The organism is Nocardia sp. NPDC003482 (genome assembly GCF_053588115.1).
This window is the reverse complement of sequence record NZ_JBSFPI010000004.1, coordinates 192854-212990: the sequence shown is the minus strand read 5'-3', so window position 1 is coordinate 212990 and position 20137 is coordinate 192854. Positions and strand designations below refer to the sequence as shown.

At 71.5% G+C, this 20137-nt stretch carries 1 protein-coding gene (only partly in view); it reads left to right on the top strand.

Annotation, left to right across the window (positions count from 1 at the left end; translation table 11 throughout):
- Window positions 1-20137, top strand: the 3' portion of a protein-coding gene (locus tag ACWDSJ_RS08320; RefSeq protein ID WP_450030215.1) for a non-ribosomal peptide synthase/polyketide synthase. 23495 nt of this gene lie to the left of the window's left edge; 20137 of the gene's 43632 nt are visible here — the last part of the coding sequence; its start codon lies beyond the left edge, outside the window; it ends in the stop codon at window positions 20135-20137.

Genomic DNA, 20137 nt, shown 5'->3' with positions numbered 1-20137 from the left:
CGGCGATCAGCTCGTCGCGTATGTGATTCCCGCACAAGGGCTTTCGGTGGACGTCGACGATGTCCGCGAACAGCTGGCCGAACGCCTGCCCGCCTACATGGTGCCGTCGGTGTTCCTGGTGCTCGACGAGTTCCCGCTGAACGCCTCGGGCAAGCTGGACCGCAAGGCGCTGCCCGCGCCGGTGTTCGAGGCCGCGGTGTTCCGGGCCCCGACCACACCGGTCGAGGAGATCGTGGCCGGGGTGTTCGCCGAGGTGCTCGGCGTGGAACGGGTCGGCCTGGACGACGACTTCTTCGCGCTCGGCGGCAACTCGCTCATCGCCACCCAGGTCGCCGCGCGGCTGTCGGCCGCGCTGGACATGCGCCTGGGCGTGCGCGAGATCTTCGAGGGCTCCACCGTCGCCGCGCTCGCGGCCCGCGCCGAATCCGGTTCGGGCGCGGGCGGACGCGCCGCGCTGACGCCGCAGCCGCGCCCGGATCGGGTGCCGCTGTCGCTGGCCCAGCAGCGCATGTGGTTCCTGAACCGCTTCGATCCCGAATCGGCCGTGGACAACATCCCGGCGGCGGTGCGGCTGTCGGGCCTGCTCGACCGGCAGGCGTTGCAGATCGCCGTCGCCGACGTGCTCGCCCGGCACGAGTCGCTGCGCAGCTACTACCCGGAGGCCGACGGCACGGCCTACCAGGAGGTCGTGCCGACCGCCCGGGTCATCCCCGACCTGACCCCGGTCGAGGTCACCGAGGCCGAACTGCCGCACGCGCTTTCGGCACTGTTCCTGACCGGCTTCGACGTCACCGCCGAGGTGCCGTTCCGGGCCCGGCTGTTCGAGGTCAGCCCCACCGAGCACGTGCTCGCGCTGGTGGTGCACCACATCTCGGCCGACGGTTTCTCCATGGGACCGCTGACCCGCGACGTGATGACCGCCTACGGCGCCCGCGTCGACGGCGGCGAACCGGCCTGGCAGCCGCTGCCGGTGCAGTACGCCGACTTCGCGCTGTGGCAGCGGGCGGTGCTGGGCCGCGAGGAAGACCCGGAATCGGTTATCGCCCAGCAGATCTCGTACTGGCGCGACCGGCTGCGCGGACTGCCCGAGCAGTTGGACCTGCCCGCGGACCGGCCGCGTCCGGCCGTGGCCTCCGGCCGCGGCGCGACCTACTCGTTCCGTATCGACGCCGACATCCAGGCGCGGCTCGCGGAGCTGGCCCGCGCGCGCGGCGCGACGCTGTTCATGGTCACCCACGCCGCGCTGGCCGTCCTGCTGTCGCGGCTGTCGGGCGAGCGCGACATCGCCATCGGCACGCCGGTGGCGGGCCGCGGCGAGCGGGCGCTCGACGATCTGATCGGCATGTTCGTCAACACGCTGGTGCTGCGGACCGAGATCGAGCCGGGCACCTCGTTCACCGATCTGCTCCAGGACGTGCGGACCGGCGACATCGCCGCCTTCGGGCACGCCGATCTGCCGTTCGAGCGGCTGGTGGAGATCCTGAACCCGGCGCGGTCGCAGGCGCGGCATCCGCTGTTCCAGGTGATGCTGGCGTTCCAGAACCTCGGCCAGAGCTCGCTCGAGCTGCCGGGGCTGACCGTCAGCGGCGTGGACCTGCCCATCGACACCGCCAAATTCGATCTGCAACTCGTGCTCACCGAGGAGCCGGGAGCGGGCATCGACGCCCAATTCATCTACGCCACCGACCTTTTCGACGCCGATACGGTGGCGCAGTTCGCGCGGCGGTTCACCCGCTTGCTCAAGTCGCTGGCCGCGACGCCGGACCGGCCGGTCGGCGACATCCCGCTGCTGGACGCGCGGGAGGCGCTGCACGAACTGCGCGGCTGGAACGCGACCGGGCACGAGCTCGGCGCGGGCGCCACGCTGGTGGAGCTGTTCGCGGCGCAGGCCGCGGCCACGCCGGACGCCGTCGCGATCGTCGACCGCGAGGCCGGGCGGACCCTGACCTACGCCGAGTTCGGCGACCGGGTGCACCGGCTCGCGCGGCGCCTGGTCGCGGCCGGGGTCGGGCCGGAAACCCTGGTGGCCCTGGGACTTCGGCGCTCGCTGGACTTCGTTGTCGCCGCGTACGCGGTGCTCGAGGCGGGCGGCGGCTACGTGCCGCTGGATCTGGATCAGCCCGCCGAGCGGATCGGATACGTGCTCGACACCGCGCGACCGGTCTGTGTGCTGACCAACGCCGCCGACGACTTCGCCGCGGGCGAGCTGCCCGTGGTGCGGGTCGACGCCGAGGACGGCGACGGATCCGCCGCGCCGCTGACCGACGCGGAACGGATTGCCCCGCTGCGGGATTCGAATCCGGCGTACGTGATCTTCACCTCCGGTTCGACCGGCCGCCCGAAGGGCGTGGCCGTGCCGCATTCGGCGGTGGTCAACCAGATCCGCTGGATCACCGGCGAATACGGCATCGACGCCGACGACGTGGTGCTGTTCAAGACGCCCGCGACCTTCGACGTGTCGGTGTGGGAATTGTTCGCCCCCTTGGCCGTCGGCGGCCGGATGGTCGTGGCGAGCCCCGACGGGCACCGCGATCCGCGGTACCTGGCCGAGGTGATCGCCGCCGAGCGGGTCACCATGACCTCGTTCGTGCCGTCCATGCTGACCGTGTTCGCCGCGGCGGTGACCCCCGAGGCGGTGGCGTCGCTGCGCGCGCTGCTGATCGCCGGTGAGGCGTTCACCTCCGACGCGGTGCGGAAGTTCCGGGCGCTGAGCTCCGGGATCGAGCTGTACAACCTGTACGGCCCCACCGAGTTCACCGTGCACGCCACGCACGCGCCCGTCGCCGACGACGTGCAGGGCGCGGTGCCGATCGGCCTGCCGGTGTGGAACGCGCAGGCGTACGTGCTCGACGGCCGCCTGCATCCGGTGCCGCCGGGCGTCGCGGGTGAGCTGTACCTCGCGGGCGATCAGCTGGCGCGCGGCTACTTCGGCCGCCCCGACCTCACCGCGGATCGCTTCGTCGCCAACCCCTTCGGGGACGGGGACGGCAGTTCCCGCATGTACCGCACCGGTGACCTCGTGCGCCGGGCCGCCGACGGCCAGATCGTCTACCTGGGCCGCACCGACTTCCAGGTGAAGCTGCGCGGCCTGCGCATCGAGCTCGGCGAGATCGAGGCCGCGCTCACCGAACACGATTCGGTGTCGCAGGCCGTCGCGCTGGTCCGCTCCGACGCGCACACCGGCGATCGGCTGGTCGGCTATGTCGTGCCCGCGGGCACCGACATCGACGTCGACGCGCTGCGCGCGCACCTGGCCGGGCGGCTGCCGTCCTACATGGTGCCCGCCGCGCTCGTGGTGCTCGACGCCATGCCGCTCAACCCGAACGGCAAACTCGATCGCCGCGCCCTCCCCGAACCGGTCTTCGAGGCCCGCGAATTCCGCGCACCCACCACGCCGGTCGAGGAGATCGTTGCCGACACCTTCGCCGAGGTGCTGGGCCTGGGCGAACCGGTCGGCCTGGACGACGACTTCTTCGAACTGGGCGGCAACTCGCTGATCGCCACCCAGGTGACCGCCCGCCTCGGCGCGGCCCTGGACGCCCGCGTCCCGGTGCGGGTGCTGTTCGAGGCCCCGACGGTCGGCGCGCTGGCCGCCCGCGTAGAGAGCCACGCCGGTTCGGGCCGCCGCCGCGAACTCACCGCGGGACCACGACCGCAGGAGATCCCGCTGTCGCTGGCGCAGCAGCGCATGTGGTTCCTCAACCGGTTCGACACCGCCAGCGCGGTCAACAACATCCCGCTGGCCGTCCGGCTGACCGGAACGCTGGATGTGGACGCGCTGCGGGCCGCCGTGCGCGATGTGGTCGACCGCCACGAGGTGCTGCGCACGGTGTACCCGGCCGACGCCGAGGGCCAGGGCGTGCAGGTGATCCTGCCGGTCGGCACGAATATCGCGGAGCTGGAACCGATTCCGGCGACCGAGGCCGAGATCGCCGACCGCGTCGGCGAGGTCGTGCTCACCGGATTCGACGTCACCGCCGAGGTTCCGGTGCGCGCCCGGCTGTTCCGCGTCACCGACGCCGAACGGCCCACGCACGTCTTGGTTTTCGTGGTGCACCACATCTCCGGCGACGGCTGGTCGGTGCGGCCGCTGGCCCGCGACGTGATGATCGCCTACGCGGCCCGCTCGCGCGGCGAGGAGCCCGGCTGGGCGCCGCTGCCGGTGCAGTACGCCGACTTCGCGCTGTGGCAGCGCGAGACCCTCGGTTCGGAGGACGATCCGGCCTCGCTCATCACCCAGCAGGTCGCCTACTGGTCGCGCACGCTGGCCGGGCTGCCCGACCAGCTGGACCTGCCCTCGGACCGGCCGCGTCCGGCGGTCGCGTCGGGTCGCGGTGACGTGCACGAGTTCTCGATCGACGCCGACCTGGTGCGCGGGCTCAACGCCCTCGCCCGCGATCACGGCGCGAGCCTGTTCATGGTCGTGCACGCGGTGTTCGCGGCGCTGCTGGCCCGGTTGTCGGGCGGCGACGACATCGCCGTCGGCACCGCGGTCGCGGGCCGCGGCGAGGCCGCGCTCGACGACGCCATCGGCATGTTCGTCAACACGCTGGTGCTGCGCACGGCCGTCGACTCGGGCGAGCCGTTCACCGAGCTGCTGGCCCGCACCAAGGACGCGGACCTCACGGCGTTCGGGCAGGCGGATCTGCCGTTCGAGCGGCTGGTGGAGATCCTCAACCCGGCCCGGTCGCAGGCGCGGCATCCGCTGTTCCAGGTGATGCTGTCGTTCCAGAACACCGGCCAGGCGTCGTTCGAACTGCCCGACCTCGAGGTGGCCGGGGTGCCGCTGGACGTGGTCACCGCCAAGTTCGATCTGCACCTGAACCTGACCGAACGCTTCGACGCGCACGGCGCGGCCGAGGGCATGAGCGCCGAATTCGCCTACGCCACCGACATGTTCGACCCGGCCACGGTCGCGGCGTTCGCGCGGCGGCTGGTGCGGATGCTGGCCGCGGTGGCCGCCGATCCGACCGTGGTCGTCGGCGACGTCGAACTGCTCGACGACGCCGAACGCCGCAAGGTCCTCGACAACTGGAACGCCACCGCCTACGACATCGACCGCGTGGTGCTGGGAAAGGCCGCGGGCAGTACGCCGCTGACCCTGGCGACGATGTTCCAGCGGCAGGTCGAGCGGACCCCGGACGCGCCCGCGCTGACCTTCGAGGGCGAGACGCTCACCTACGCGGAGTTCGCGGCGCGGGTGAATCGTCTTGCGCGCGAACTGATCTCGCGGGGCGTCGGCCCGGATTCGATGGTGGCGCTGGGGATGCGGCGCTCGATCGAACTGGTCGTGGGCATGTACGCGGTGACCGTCGCGGGCGGCGCGTACGTGCCGCTGGATCCGGACAACCCGGCCGAACGCAACCAGTACGTGCTCGAGACCGCGCGCCCGGTGTGCGTATTGACCACGGCGCGCGACGCATTCACCGCGGGAATCGAGATCGACACCCTCGAGATCGATACCCTGGACGTGTCCGCGCGCGCGGACGGTCCGGTGACCGACGCCGATCGCGTCGCGCCGCTGCGCCCGTCGAACACCGCGTACGTCATCTTCACCTCCGGTTCCACCGGCCGCCCCAAGGGCGTGGCCGTCAGCCACGAGGCGATCGTCAACCGCCTGGTGTGGATGCAGGACGAGTACGACCTCTACGAGGACGACGTGGTCCTCCAGAAGACGCCCGCCACCTTCGACGTGTCGGTGTGGGAGTTCTTCTGGCCGTTGCAGATCGGCGCGCGCCTGGTCGTCGCCAAGCCCGACGGGCACCGCGATCCGGCGTACCTGGCCGACCTCATCACGGCCGAGGGCGTGACCACCACGCACTTCGTCCCGTCCATGCTGTCGGTGTTCGTCGCGGAGCCGAAGGCCGCGGAGTGCACGACGCTCGCCAACGTCTTCGCCTCCGGTGAGGCGCTGCCCGCGACGACCGCGCAGCAGCTCATCGAGCTGACGGGCGCGCGGCTGCACAATCTGTACGGCCCGACCGAGGCCGCGGTGGACGTCACCTATCACGAGGTGACCGCGGCGGATCAGGCGTCGGTGCCGATCGGCCGCCCGGTGTTCAACACCGGTGTGTACGTGCTGGATTCGCGCCTGCACCCGGTCGCGCCGGGGGTCGCGGGTGAGTTGTATCTGGCGGGCGCGCAGCTGGCCCGCGGCTACGTCGCGCGGCCGGATCTGACCGCCGACCGCTTCGTGGCGAACCCCTTCGGGGACGGGCGGTCCGGTTCCCGCATGTACCGCACCGGCGACCTGGTGCGCTGGACCGCGGCCGGGGAGATCGAATACCTGGGCCGCACCGACTTCCAGGTGAAGCTGCGCGGCCTGCGCATCGAACTCGGCGAGATCGAGGCCGCGCTCACCGCGCTGCCCGCGGTCGCGCAGGCCGTCGTGGTGGTGCGCTCGGACGACCGGCTCGGCGATCAGCTCGTCGGCTACCTGGTGCCCGCGGCGGGCGCGATCGACCTCGACGCCGTGCGCGCGGCGCTGGCCGAGGAACTGCCCGCGTACATGGTGCCGTCGGCGTTCGTGGTGCTGGACGCCTTCCCGCTCAACGCCTCCGGCAAGCTGGACCGCCGGGTGCTGCCCGCGCCGGTGTTCGAGGCCAAGGTCTTCCGCGCCCCGTCCACCCCGATCGAGGAGATCGTGGCGGGCACCTTCGAGGACGTGCTCGGCCTGGCCCGGGTGGGCGTGGACGACGACTTCTTCGAACTGGGCGGCAACTCGCTGATCGCCACCCAGGTGACCGCGCGGCTCGGCGCGGCCCTGGACACCCAGCTCGCGGTGCGCGATCTGTTCGAGGCCAGCACGGTCGCGGCGCTGGCGATCCGGCTCGAGCAGGGCGCGGGCACCGGCCGTCATCGGCCGCGGCTGGTGGCGGGCGAACGGCCGGAACGGATTCCGCTGTCCCCGGCCCAGCAGCGCTACTGGTTTCTCAACCAGTTCGACACCGCCACCTCGGCCGTCGACAACATCCCGCTGGCCGTGCGGCTGTCGGGCACGCTCGACGTGGCCGCGCTGGAGCAGGCCATCGGCGACGTGTTCGCCCGGCACGAGGTGCTGCGCACGACCTACCCGAGTTCGCCCGAGGGACCGCGGCAGGTCATCCTGCCCGCGTCCGAGACCGCGCCGTCGCTGACGCCGGAGCCGGTCGACGAGGCCGAGATCATCGGCAGGATCATCGAATTCGCGCTCACCACCTTCGACGTGACCGCCGAGGTGCCGCTGAAGGTGGCGCTGTTCCAGGTCACCGGGACCGACGAGCACGTGCTCGCCTTCACCGTGCACCACGTCGCGGCCGACGGCTCCTCGATGGGCCCGCTGGCGCGCGACGTCATGGCCGCCTACATGGCCCGGGTGCGGGGCGAGGCGCCGCAGTGGACGCCGCTGCCGGTGCAGTACGCCGACTACGCGCTGTGGCAGCGCGCCGTGCTCGGTTCCGAGGACGATCCGGATTCGCTTGCCGCGCAACAGGTCTCGTACTGGACCCGGACGCTGGACGGACTGCCCGACCAGCTGGAGCTGCCCACCGACCGGCCGCGCCCGCCCGCGCAGTCGTTCCAGGGCAAGGCGATCCGCTTCGAGATCGACGCCGACCGGCACGTCCGGCTGCAAGAGCTGGCGCGCGCCAACAACGCGTCGCTGTTCATGGTCGTGCACGCCGCGCTGGCGGTGCTGCTGGCCCGGCTCTCGGGCACCGACGACATCGCGGTCGGCACCCCGATCGCGGGCCGCGGCGAACGCGAACTCGACGATCTGATCGGCATGTTCGTCAACACGCTGGTGTTCCGCACCCGGGTCGACGGCGGCGCGGGCTTCGACGCGCTGCTCGCCGAGGTGCGCGAGCGCGACCTCGAGGCGTTCGCCAACGCCGACGTCCCGTTCGAGCGGCTGGTCGAGGTCATCAACCCGGTGCGCTCGACCGCGCGCAACCCGCTGTTCCAGGTGGGTCTGTCGTTCCAGAACCTGGCCGAGACCGCCTTCGAGCTGCCCGGCCTGTCGGTGAGCGCGGTCGACTTCGATTCGCAGCTGGCCAAGACGGATCTGCACGTCACGCTGTACGACCGGTACCACGAGGACGGCACCCCCGCCGAGATCGTCACCGAATTCGGTTACGCCGTCGACCTGTTCGACGAGGCGACGGTGCAGGGCTTCGCCGACCGCTTCGTGCGGGTGCTGGACGCGATCATCGCCGACACCGCGGTGCCGGTGGGCGATATCGATCTGCTCGACGCCGACGAGAGCGCCCGCATCCTGCGCGCCTGGAACGAGACGGGCCGCGACCTCCCCTCCGGCACGCTCGCCGAACTGCTGGACGCCTCGGTCGCCGCGCAGCCCGACGCCGTGGCGCTGGTCGCCGACGAGACGGGTTCCGGTGCGCCGCAACAGGTTCTGACCTACCGCGAACTCGACGCCCGGGTGAACCGGTTGGCGCGGTACCTCGTGGAGCGCGGGGTGGGCGCGGAGGATCGGGTGGCGCTGGCCATCCGGCGTTCGGTGGATCTGGTGGTCGCCATGTACGCGGTCACCCGCGCCGGCGCGGCCTACGTCCCGATCGATCCCGCCCTGCCCGCCGAGCGCGTCGACTACATCCTCGAGACCGCCGCCCCGGCGTGCGTGCTGACCACCTCGGCGGAGGGGTTCGACGCGCCCGGCGCGGTCCGGCTCGACGAACTGGATCTCGCGGAGTACGCCGACACCCCGCTCACCGCCGAGGAGCTGGTGCGCGGCTTCGGCCCGGACAACACCGCCTACGTCATCTTCACCTCCGGTTCGACCGGGCGGCCCAAGGGCGTGGCGGTGCCGCACGGCGCGATCGTCAACCAGTTGCGCTGGGAGACGGCCGAATTCGATCTGGGTCCGGCCGACGCGATCCTGCTCAAGACGGCCGCCACCTTCGACCTGTCGGTGTGGGAGTTCTGGACCGCCGCGGTGTGCGGCGGGCGGCTGGTCATCGCCGCGCCCGAGGGGCATCGCGATCCGGCGTACCTGAACGAGCTCATGCTCACCACCTCGGTGACCACCCTGCACGTGGTGCCGTCCATGCTGGACGCGCTGCTCACCGATGCCGGTGGGACGCTGAGCGATTCGCTGCGCCGGGTGCTGGCCATCGGCGAGGCGCTGCCCGCGGCGACCGCGCGGCGGTTCCGCCGCGCCAACACCGCCGAACTGTTCAACCTGTACGGCCCGACCGAGGCGGCGGTGTCGATCACCAGCCATCGGGTCACCGACGCCGACGAGGTGTCGGTGTCGATCGGCGCGCCGGAGTGGAACAGCCGGGTCTACGTGCTCGACGGGCGGCTGCGGCCGGTGCCGGTGGGTGTGCCGGGTGAGCTGTACCTGGCCGGTGCCCAGTTGGCGCGCGGCTACTTCGGGCGGGCGGATCTGACCGCGGACCGGTTCGTGGCGTGCCCCTTCGGGGACGACGCGGGCGCCCGCATGTACCGCACCGGCGACCTGGTGGCCTGGACCGCCGACGGCGAATTGGAGTACCTGGGCCGTACCGACTTCCAGGTGAAGATCCGCGGCTTCCGCATCGAACTCGGCGAGATCGAGGCGGCCCTGCTGCGGCAGGACGCCGTCGCGGCGGCGGCGGTGCTCGCGCACAGCGACCCGCACACCGGCGACCGGCTGGTGGCGTACGTGGTGGCGAGCGGGCCCGGCGAACTCGACAAACAGGCGCTGCAATCGGCGCTCGCGGCCGAACTGCCGTCCTACATGGTGCCGTCGCTGTTCATGCGGCTGGACGCCCTGCCGCTCAACGCCAACGGCAAGCTGGATCGCCGGGCGCTGCCCGAGCCGGTGTTCGAGAAGGCGGTGTTCCGGGCCCCGGTGACGCCGATCGAGCAGATCGTGGCGAACGTCTTCGCCGAGGTGCTGCGGATCGAGCACGGCGGCGTGGGACGCGACGACGACTTCTTCGCCTTCGGCGGCAACTCGCTGCTGGCCACCCAGGTCGCCGCGCGGCTGGGCGAGGCGCTCAACACCCGGGTGCCGGTGCGCATGCTGTTCGAGGCGTCCACGGTCGCCGCGCTGGCGGTGCGGGTCGAGCAGCACGCGGGCGCGGGCGGGCGCAAGGCGCTCACCGCGGGCCCGCGGCCGGAGCGGATCCCGCTGTCGCTGGCGCAGCAGCGGATGTGGTTCCTCAACCGCTTCGACACCCAGTCCGCGGCCTACAACGTGCCGATCGCGGTGCGGCTGTCCGGCGAACTGGATGTGGCCGCCCTGCGCGCGGCGATCGCGGATCTGGTTGCCCGCCACGAGATCCTGCGCACGGTGTACCCGCAGACCGGCGACGGCCCGGTGCAGGTGATTCTGCCCGCCGCGCAAGCGGTTCCGGAGCTCGAGGTGCGCACGGTCGCGCTCGACGGCGTCGAGGAGGCCGTGGTCGCGCTGACCAACACCGTCTTCGACGTCACCGCCCGGGTGCCGGTCCGGATCGCGCTGTTCGAACTCGACGGCGCCGCAAACGAATACGTGCTGGCGATGGTGGTCCACCACATCTCCGGCGACGGTTCCTCGGTCGGCCCGCTGACCCGGGACCTGATGATCGCCTACGCGGCCCGCTCGATCGGGGAGGCCCCGAACTGGGCGCCGCTCGCGGTGCAGTACGCCGACTACTCGATCTGGCAGCGCGAGCTGCTGGGCAGCGACGACGATCCGGAATCGCTGGCGGCCAAGCAGGTCGAGTACTGGAAGACGGCGCTGGCCGGGCTGCCGGACCAGCTGGATCTGCCCTCGGATCGCCCGCGCCCGCCGGTGCAGTCCTTCGCCGGTGGCAAGGTCGACGTCCGCATCGACGCCGAAACCCACCGGGCGCTCATCGAATTGGCCCGCACCGAGGGCGCGACGCTGTTCATGGTCGTGCACACGGCGCTGGCGGTGCTGCTGGCCCGGCTGTCGGGCACCGACGACATCGCCATCGGCACCCCGATGGCCGGGCGCGGCGAGGCGGTGCTCGACGATCTGATCGGCATGTTCGTCAACACCCTGGTGTTCCGCACCCGGATGACGGCCGACGAGCCGTTCACCGACCTGCTGGCCCGCCAGCGCGAGGTGGACATCCAGGCGTTCGCCAACGCGGACGTGCCGTTCGAGCGGCTGGTCGAGGTGCTCAACCCGGTCCGCTCGACCGCGCGGCACCCGCTGTTCCAGGTCGGCCTGTCGTTCCAGAACCTGGCCCAGTCCAGCCTGGAACTGCCCGGCCTGCGGGTCGCGGGACTCGACTTCGACACCCAGATCTCGCAGTTCGATCTGCACCTGATCGCCACCGACCGCTACGGCGAGACCGGTGAGCCGGAGGGCATCACCGGGTTCTTCACCTACGCCACCGACATGTTCGAGCGGGACACGGTGCAGGGCTTCGTGGATCGGTTCACGCGGCTGCTCGGCACGATCATCGCCGCCCCGCGCACGCCCGTCGGCGATATCGAGCTGCTCGCCCCGGCCGAGCGCGCCGAGGTGGTCGAGGCCCGCAACGCGACCGAGCACGCCCTGCGGCCCCCTCATGGTCCTCTCGAGCGGCCCGCTCATGGTCCCGCCGAAGGCTGGGACGCGACCCTGGCGTCGCTCCTGACCGCCACCGCGGCGGCCAACCCGACGGCGGTCGCGCTCATCGGTCCCGACGGCGCGGTGCTCACCTACGCCGAACTGTCGCGTCGCGTGAATCGCCTTGCGCGCCATCTGATCTCGCTGGGCGTGGGCCCGGAGTCGCGGGTGGCGCTGGCGTTCCGCCGCTCGACGGATCTGGTCGTGTCCATGTACGCGGTGGCGGTCGCGGGCGGCGCGTACGTGCCCGTCGATCCGGATCAGCCCGCCGAGCGCACCGGCTACATCCTCGAGACCTCGGCCCCGGTCTGCGTGCTGACCGACGCGGCCGTCGGCTTCGAGACCGACATCGCGCCCGTGGTGTGGCTCGAGGACCTGACCGCGCGCGAACTCGCGGACACCCCGGTCACCGACGCCGAGCGGGTGCGCCCGCTGCGGCCGGAGCACACCGCGTACATCATCTTCACCTCCGGTTCGACCGGGCGGCCGAAGGGTGTGGCGGTGCCGCACGCGGCCGTGGTCAACCAATTGCTGTGGAAGACGGCCGAATTCGGGCTGGGCGTGGACGACGCGGTGCTGTTGAAGACCGCGGCGACCTTCGACCTGTCGGTGTGGGAGTTCTGGTCGGCGGCGGTGTCGGGCGGGCGGCTCGTGATCGCCACGGCCGACGGCCACCGTGATCCGGCCTACCTGAACGACCTGATGGTCCGGGAGAACGTGACCACGCTGCACGTCGTGCCCTCCATGCTCGACGCGCTGCTGGTGGAATCCGGTGGGACACTGGCGCGTTCGCTGCGCCGCGTCCTCGCCATCGGCGAGGCGCTGCCCCCGGCGACCGCGCGGCGGCTGCGGTCCGCCAACCCGCACATCGCGCTGTTCAACCTGTACGGCCCCACCGAGGCCGCGGTCTCCATCACCTCGCACGAGGTCACCGACGCCGACACGCTCACGGTGTCGATCGGCGCGCCGGAGTGGAACAGCCAGGTGTACGTGCTGGATTCGCGCCTGCACCCCGTCCCCGACGGAGTCGCGGGTGAGCTGTACCTGGCCGGTGCGCAGCTGGCGCGCGGGTACTTCGCGCGGCCCGATCTCACCTCGGATCGGTTCGTGGCCAACCCCTTCGGCGCGCCGGGCAGCCGCATGTACCGCACGGGTGACCTGGTGGCCTGGCACGAGGGCGAACTCGAGTACCGGGGCCGCACCGACTTCCAGGTGAAGATCCGCGGCTTCCGCATCGAACTCGGTGAGATCGAGGCGGCGCTGCTGGCATTGCCCGAGCTCGCTCAGGTGGCCGTGCTGGCCAAATCCGATGAGCGAACCGGTGATCGGCTGGTCGCCTATCTTGTGCCGTCCGGCGCGGAAGTCGATGTGGCGCAGGTGAAGTCGGCGTTGTCGGCGGCGTTGCCGTCGTACATGGTGCCGTCGGCGTTCGTGGTCCTGGATGCGTTGCCGTTGAACGTCAACGGCAAGCTCGATCGCAAGGCGTTGCCGGAGCCGGAGTTCGAGAGCACGGTGTTCCGTGCGCCGTCGACGCCGATCGAGGAGGTCGTGGCGTCGGTGTTCGCCGAGGTGCTCGGGGTGGAGCGGGTCGGGGCGGACGACGATTTCTTCGCCCTGGGAGGCAACTCGCTGCTGGCGACCCAGGTCGCCGCCCGCCTCGGCACGGCCCTGAACACCCGCGTCCCCGTGCGCTCCCTGTTCGAGGCCGCCACCGTCGCGGGCCTGGCCGCCAAGGTCGAACAGCAGGCCGGGGCGGGCGGCCGCCCGCCGCTGGTCGCCGGGCCGCGCCCCGAGCGGGTGCCGCTGTCGCTGGCCCAGCACCGGATGTGGTTCCTCAACCAGTTCGACACCTCGTCGTCGGTGGAGAACATCCCGGTCGCCATCCGGCTGTCCGGTGACCTCGACGTGGCCGCGCTGCGGCAGGCCGCCGCGGATCTGGTCGTGCGGCACGAGGTACTGCGCACGATCTACCCGGAAACGCCGGAAGGCCCGGTGCAGCAGGTGCTCTCGCCCGCCGAGGCGCCGCTGGACCTGACCCCGGTGCGGGTGTCCGAGGACCGCGTCCTCGCCGAGGTGGCCAAGCTGGTCTCCGGCGGCTTCGACGTCACCACCGAGATCCCGTTCCACATCCGGCTGTTCCGGGTCACCGACACCGAGCACGTGCTGGTGTTCGTGGCCCACCACATCGCCGCGGACGGCTGGTCCATGGGACCGCTGACCCGGGACCTGATGGTGGCCTACGTGTCCCGCTCGACCGGCGAGGCGCCCGCCTGGGCCCCGCTGCCGGTCCAGTACGCCGACTACTCGGTGTGGCAGCGCGATCTGCTCGGCCCGATCGACGACCCGGACAGCCTGCTGGCGCAGCAGGCCGACTACTGGCGTCAGGCGCTGGCCGGGGTGCCCGACGAGCTGAACCTGCCGACCGATCGGGCGCGCCCGACCGTGCAGTCCTTCGCGGGCGGCCGGGTCGTGTTCCCCGTCCGCCGCGACCTGCACCAGGGCCTGCAACGCGTCGCCCGCGAGCAGAACGCGACGCTGTTCATGGTCGTGCACAGCGCGCTGGCGGTGTTCCTGGCGCGGATGTCCGGTACCGACGACATCGCGATCGGCACCCCGATCGCGGGCCGCGGCGAGGCCGAACTCGACGATCTGATCGGCATGTTCGTCAACACGCTGGTGCTGCGTACCCACGTGCGGGGCGAGCTGACCTTCGGTGAACTGCTGGCGCACGCCCGGGAGGCGGACCTGGCGGCCTTCGCCCACGCCGACATCCCGTTCGAACGGCTGGTGGATCTGCTCGAACCCGAGCGCTCCACCGCGCGGCATCCGCTGTTCCAGGTGGCGCTGTCGTTCGAGAACCTGCCGGAGAGCTCGTTCGAACTGCCCGGCCTGCACGTGCGGGCGGTCGACTTCGACGTCGACATCGCCAAGTTCGACCTGTCGCTGACCATGCGGGAATCCGACGACGAGACCAACGGCATGTACGCCGAATTCTCGTTCGCCCGTGACCTTTTCGACGACGCGACGGTCGAGGTGTTCGCGCAGCGGTTCAGCCGCCTGCTCGAGGCGATCGTGGCGCGGCCGGACACCCCGGTCGGCGACCTGCCGCTGCTGGCGGCGAGCGAATACGAACTGCTCACCCAGGTGCACGGCGACGAGGTCATGGCGACCGGGCTGCTGCCGGACCTGATGACCAACGGGCTGCGGCTGGGCCGCGACCGGATCGCGGTGCGCTACAACGGGCGTTCCATCACCTACGGTGAGATCGACGAACAGTCCTCGCGGCTGGCGCGGGTGCTCATCGGCCGCGGGGTCGGGCCGGAACGTCTTGTGGCCGTGTCGTTCCCGCGCTCCTACGAGATGGTGCTGGCGGTCCTGGCGATCACCAAGGCCGGCGGCGCGCACGTGCCGGTGGACCCGAACTACCCCGAGGACCGGGTGCGGCACATGCTCACCGATTCGGCGGCGGTGCTCGGCATCACCGGGTCGGCGCACGTCGACGGGCTGCCCGACGACGTGGACTGGCTGCTGCTCGACGATCCGGCCACCGACGCCCTGTGCGCGGCCGAATCGGCGGACCCGATCACCGACGCCGACCGGCTCGCGCCGCTGCGCATGTCGCATCCGGCGTACGTGATCTACACCTCGGGTTCGACCGGAAAACCCAAGGGCGTCACCGTGACCCACGCGGGTCTGGGCGGACTGGCCGACGTGGCGACCGGACTGTACGAGCTGGAACCGCAACACCGGTTCCTGCACATCTGCTCGCCGAGCTTCGACCCGTCGGTGCTGGAGTGGGTGTGCGCCTTCTACATCGGCGCCACGCTGGTCATCGTGCCCGGCACGATCATCGGCGGACCCGATCTGGCCGAACTGCTGCGGACCGAGGGGGTCACCCACACCATCATCACCCCGGCGGTGCTGGGCACGATGGATCCGGCCGGGCAGGAACAGCTGCTGGTCACCTCCGTCGGCGGTGACGTCACCACGCCGGAACTGCTGGCCAAGTGGCAGCCGGGGCGCAAGTACTTCAACGCCTACGGACCGACCGAGACCACGATCATCTCCTCCTACGCGCGGTTGTTCCCGGGCCGTCACATCACCATCGGCACGCCGGTGCACGGCATGTCGGCGCTGGTGCTGGACGCGCGGATGAATCCGGTGCCGCCGGGCGTGGCGGGCGAGCTGTACCTGGCGGGCGGCGCGGTGGCGCGCGGCTACCAGAACCGGGCCGGGCTGAGCGCGGAGCGGTTCGTCGCCAATCCGTGGGGTGCGCCGGGCAGCCGGATGTACCGCACCGGTGACGTGGTGCGCTGGTTCGCCGAACCCGATGAGCGGCACGGCAATCTGGCCTCGCCGCGGGTGCACTGGGAACTCGACTACGTGGGCCGCTCGGACTTCCAGGTGAAGATCCGCGGCTTCCGCATCGAACTCGGCGAGATCGACGCGGTGCTGGGCCGCCATCCCGACGTCGAGTTCGCGTTCACCATGGGCCGCGAAACCGCCGCGGGCGCAACGATTCTGGTGTCCTACGTGCTCGTCGCGCCGGACCGCGCGGTCGATCCGGCCCGGTTGACCGAGTTCGTGGCGCGCACGCTGCCGCCGCACATGGTGCCCTCGGCGATCGTGGTGCTCGACGAGATCCCGCTCACCCCGGTCGGCAAGCTGGATCGGTGGGCGCTGCCGGAACCGGAACTCGCCCCGCGCGAATTCCGCGCCCCCGCCAGCGAGATCGAGGCGGTCATCGCCGCCGTCTTCGCCGAGGTGCTCGGCGTGGAGCAGGTGGGCCTGGACGATTCGTTCTTCGCCCTCGGCGGCGACTCGATCCTGTCCATCCAGCTGGTGTCGCGGGCCAAGGCGCGCGGTGTGCAGTTCACCCCGCGCGACGTGTTCGAGCGGCGCAGCGTCGCCGCCCTGGCCGAGATCGCGACCTTCGGCGCGGAGACCGAGCAGCAGCGCCTGCCGGAACTGCCCGGCGGCGGCGTGGGCGAGATCCCGCTGACGCCGATCATGAGCTCGATCCTGTCGAGCGGGTCGTCCTACCAACGCTTCTCGCAGTCGATGGAGCTGCGGCTGCCCGACGGCATCGACCGGCCGACCCTGGTCGCGACCATCGCGGCCGTGTTCGAGCACCACGATGTGCTGCGAACCCGATTGCGGCGCACCGAGAATCGGTGGGTCTTCGAGGCGCTGGACCGGCACGCGGTCGATATCGAGGCGCTGGTGCGCCGGGTCGACCTGCCTGGCGACATCTCCGACGCGGAGCTGACGCGGCGGGCGAGCGTCGAATACGACGCGGCGCTGGGACGATTGGATCCGGCGAACGCGGCGATGGCGCAGTTCGTGTGGTTCGCGTTCGAGGGCGCAGGGCGGCGGGACGTCCTCCTGGTCGTGGCGCACCACTTCGTGGTCGACGGCGTGTCGTGGCGCATCCTCATCCCGGATCTGGCCGTGGCCTGGTCGCAGCTGGCCGCGGGTCAGCCGGTGGCCCTGCCCGCCAACGGGACCTCGATGCGGCGGTGGGCGCACGCCCTCGCCGACGCGGCCACCGACGCCGATCGGGTCGCGGAACTGCCGTTCTGGCAACGGGTTTCGGCCACGCCGGATCCGCTGCTGGGCGACCGCGCGTTCGATCCCGCCGTCGACACGTTCGCGACCGTGGACCGGGTCGAGGTCAGCCTGCCGGAGGACGTCACCGACGCGGTGCTGACCGCCATCCCGGGCCTGTACCGCGGCGGCGTCAACGACGGCCTGCTGTCGGCGCTGGCGCTGGCGGTCGCGCGCTGGCGCGGCGCGGACCGCGGCGACGCGACGCTGGTCAAGCTCGAGGGTCACGGACGTGAGGAGGACGTGGTCCCGGGCGCGGATCTGTCCCGCACGGTCGGCTGGTTCACCAGCGCGTACCCGGTGCGGCTGGATCTGGCGGGCGCGGACCTCGACGACGCCTTCGCCGGGGGCGCGGCCCTGGGCGAGGTCGTGAAGTCGATCAAGGAGCAGCTGCTGGCGGTGCCCGACAAGGGGCTCGGCTACGGCCTGCTGCGCTACCTCAATCCGGAGACCGCCGATCAACTCGGCGGCGCGGGCCAGATCAGCTTCAACTACCTGGGCCGCGTCGCGGGCGCGGACGGTGACGCGGTGTCGCGGTTCGCGGAACTGGGCTGGGTGCCGACCGCCGACCTGGGTCGTCTCGACGCCGAGATGGACACCGACATGCCCGCCAACGCGACGATCGATATCAACGCGATCGTCACCGACGGCGCGGACGGTCCGCGCCTGGGCGCCTCGTTCGCCTTCCCGACGGGTCTGCTGACCCGTGAGCGGGTGGCCGAATTCGCCGACCTGTGGGTCGCGGCGCTGACCGCGCTGGCGCGGCACGCGCGACGGCCGGACGCCGGTGGTCTCACCCCGTCGGATCTGCCGCTGGTGACGGTCGAGCAGTCGGATATCGAAGTGTGGGAACGGGATTACCCCGCGCTCGACGATGTCTGGCCGCTGTCGCCGTTGCAGTCGGGTCTGCTGTTCCACGCGCTGATGACGCAGGCGACGGTCGACGTGTACACCATGCAGGCGGTCGTCGACCTCGGCGGCACGCTGGACGTGGCCCGGTTGCGGGCGGCGGCGCAGGCGATCCTGGACCGCTACCCGAACCTGCGCACCGCCTTCGTCACCGACTCCGACGGCCACGCCGTGCAGGTCGTGCTCGATCGGGTGGAGGCGCCGTGGCGGGAGGCGGATCTCACGCATCTGCCCGAGCCGCAACGACTTCCGGAGTTGCAGCGGCTGGTCGAGGTGGATCGCCGGACGCACTTCGACATGGCCGTCGCGCCGCTCATGCGGTTCACGCTGTACCGGACGGGCGCGGATCGGTGGAGTCTGGGCATCACGACCCACCACATCCTGCTCGACGGCTGGTCGATGCCGCTGCTCATGCGCGACATGCTGGTGCTGTACGCGGTGCGCGGCGATCAGACCGCGCTGCCGCGGGTGGCGTCCTATCGCGGCTTCCTGGCCTGGCTCGCCGCGCGCGATCGCGATGCGTCGCTGCGGACCTGGGCCAAGGCGCTGTCGGGGGTGGACGAGCCGACCGCGCTCGCGCCGCAGCCGCGCGCGAACGAGGACTACGAGATCGGCAAGCTGATCACCGAGATCGACGCCGACCGCACCCGCCGCATCACCAAGCACGCCGCCGAACTCGGCGTCACGGTGAACACGCTGGTGCAGGCGGCGTGGGGCATCCTGCTCGGGCGGCTGCTCGGACGCGGCGACGTCGTGTTCGGCGCGACCGTGTCGGGTCGGCCGCCGGAACTGCCCGGCGTCGAGTCGATGGTGGGTCTGTTCATCAACACGCTGCCGGTGCGGGTGCGGGTGGACGATCGGCTCACCGTCGAGGAACTGCTGGGCCGGTTGCAGCGCGATCAGGCGGATCTGCTCGAGCACCACTACGTCGGGCTGACCGACATCCAGCGAATCGCCGGCGCCGGAGCGCAATTCGACACGCTGCTGGTGTTCGAGTCGTATCCGATGGACAAGGAGGCGATCGCCGCCGCCAGCTCCATCGACGGCATGTCGGTCACCGGGGTGGGCGTCAACGACGCCACGCACTACCCGCTGACCCTGCTGGTGACCGCGGAGTCGACGATCGAGCTGACCTGGAAGTACCTGGGCAGCCGGTTCACCGCCGACGAGGTGGCCACGCTGTCCGGGCGCATGCTGCGCGTGCTGGAGGCGCTGCTCGGCGACACCGACGCGCTCGTCGGCGACATCGACATCCTCGACGAGGACGAACGCGCCCGCATCCTCGCGGGCTCGGGCGATCCCGCCGCGGCGGCCGCGGATCGGCCCGCCCGGGTCGGCGCCCGCACGGTCGCCAAGGCCCTCGGCGAGGTGGTCGAGGAGGATCCGCAGGCTCCCGCCCTGCTCGTCGACGGCGCGGAAGTGCCGTACCACGTGGTGGATTCGCGCTCCTCACAGCTCGCGCGGGTGCTGATCAACCGCGGCGTCGGCCCCGGCGACATCGTGGCGATCGCGCTGCCCCGCTCCCTGGACGCGGCGGTCGCGGTCTGGGCCGTCCACAAGGCGGGCGCCGCGGTACTGTTCGCCGACGGCCTGTCCTTCGGCGAAATCGTCTCCGCCGGAGCCGGTTTCGGCATCGCCCTCGAACCGGCCGCCAAGTCGGTCCGCTGGCTGGTCCCCACCGACCCGAAGGTCCGAGCCGACATCACCGCCGCCCCCGCCCACCCGGTCTCCTACGCCGACCGAGTCCGCCCCCTCCACGAGGACCACCCGGCCTTCGTCACCCGCGCCTCCGACGGCACCTGGGTACGACTGACCCAGGACCAGTCCCTCGACCGAGCCGAATCCCTGCGCGAGACACACGAAGTCGACTACGAGTCGACGACGTACACCCGCTCCGCCGCCGGCCCCGCGCTCCTGGCCGAGTTCCTGGTCAGCGCCACCGCCGGTGCCCTATCGGTGCTGCCGAGCGGGGACGCGGACGCGGATGTGGCGGACGGGGAGGTCACGCATTGGTTCGTGGACGCGGGGGAGTCGGTGGAGACCGAGGATGAGGTTCGGGTGATCGTGGTGGAGTGA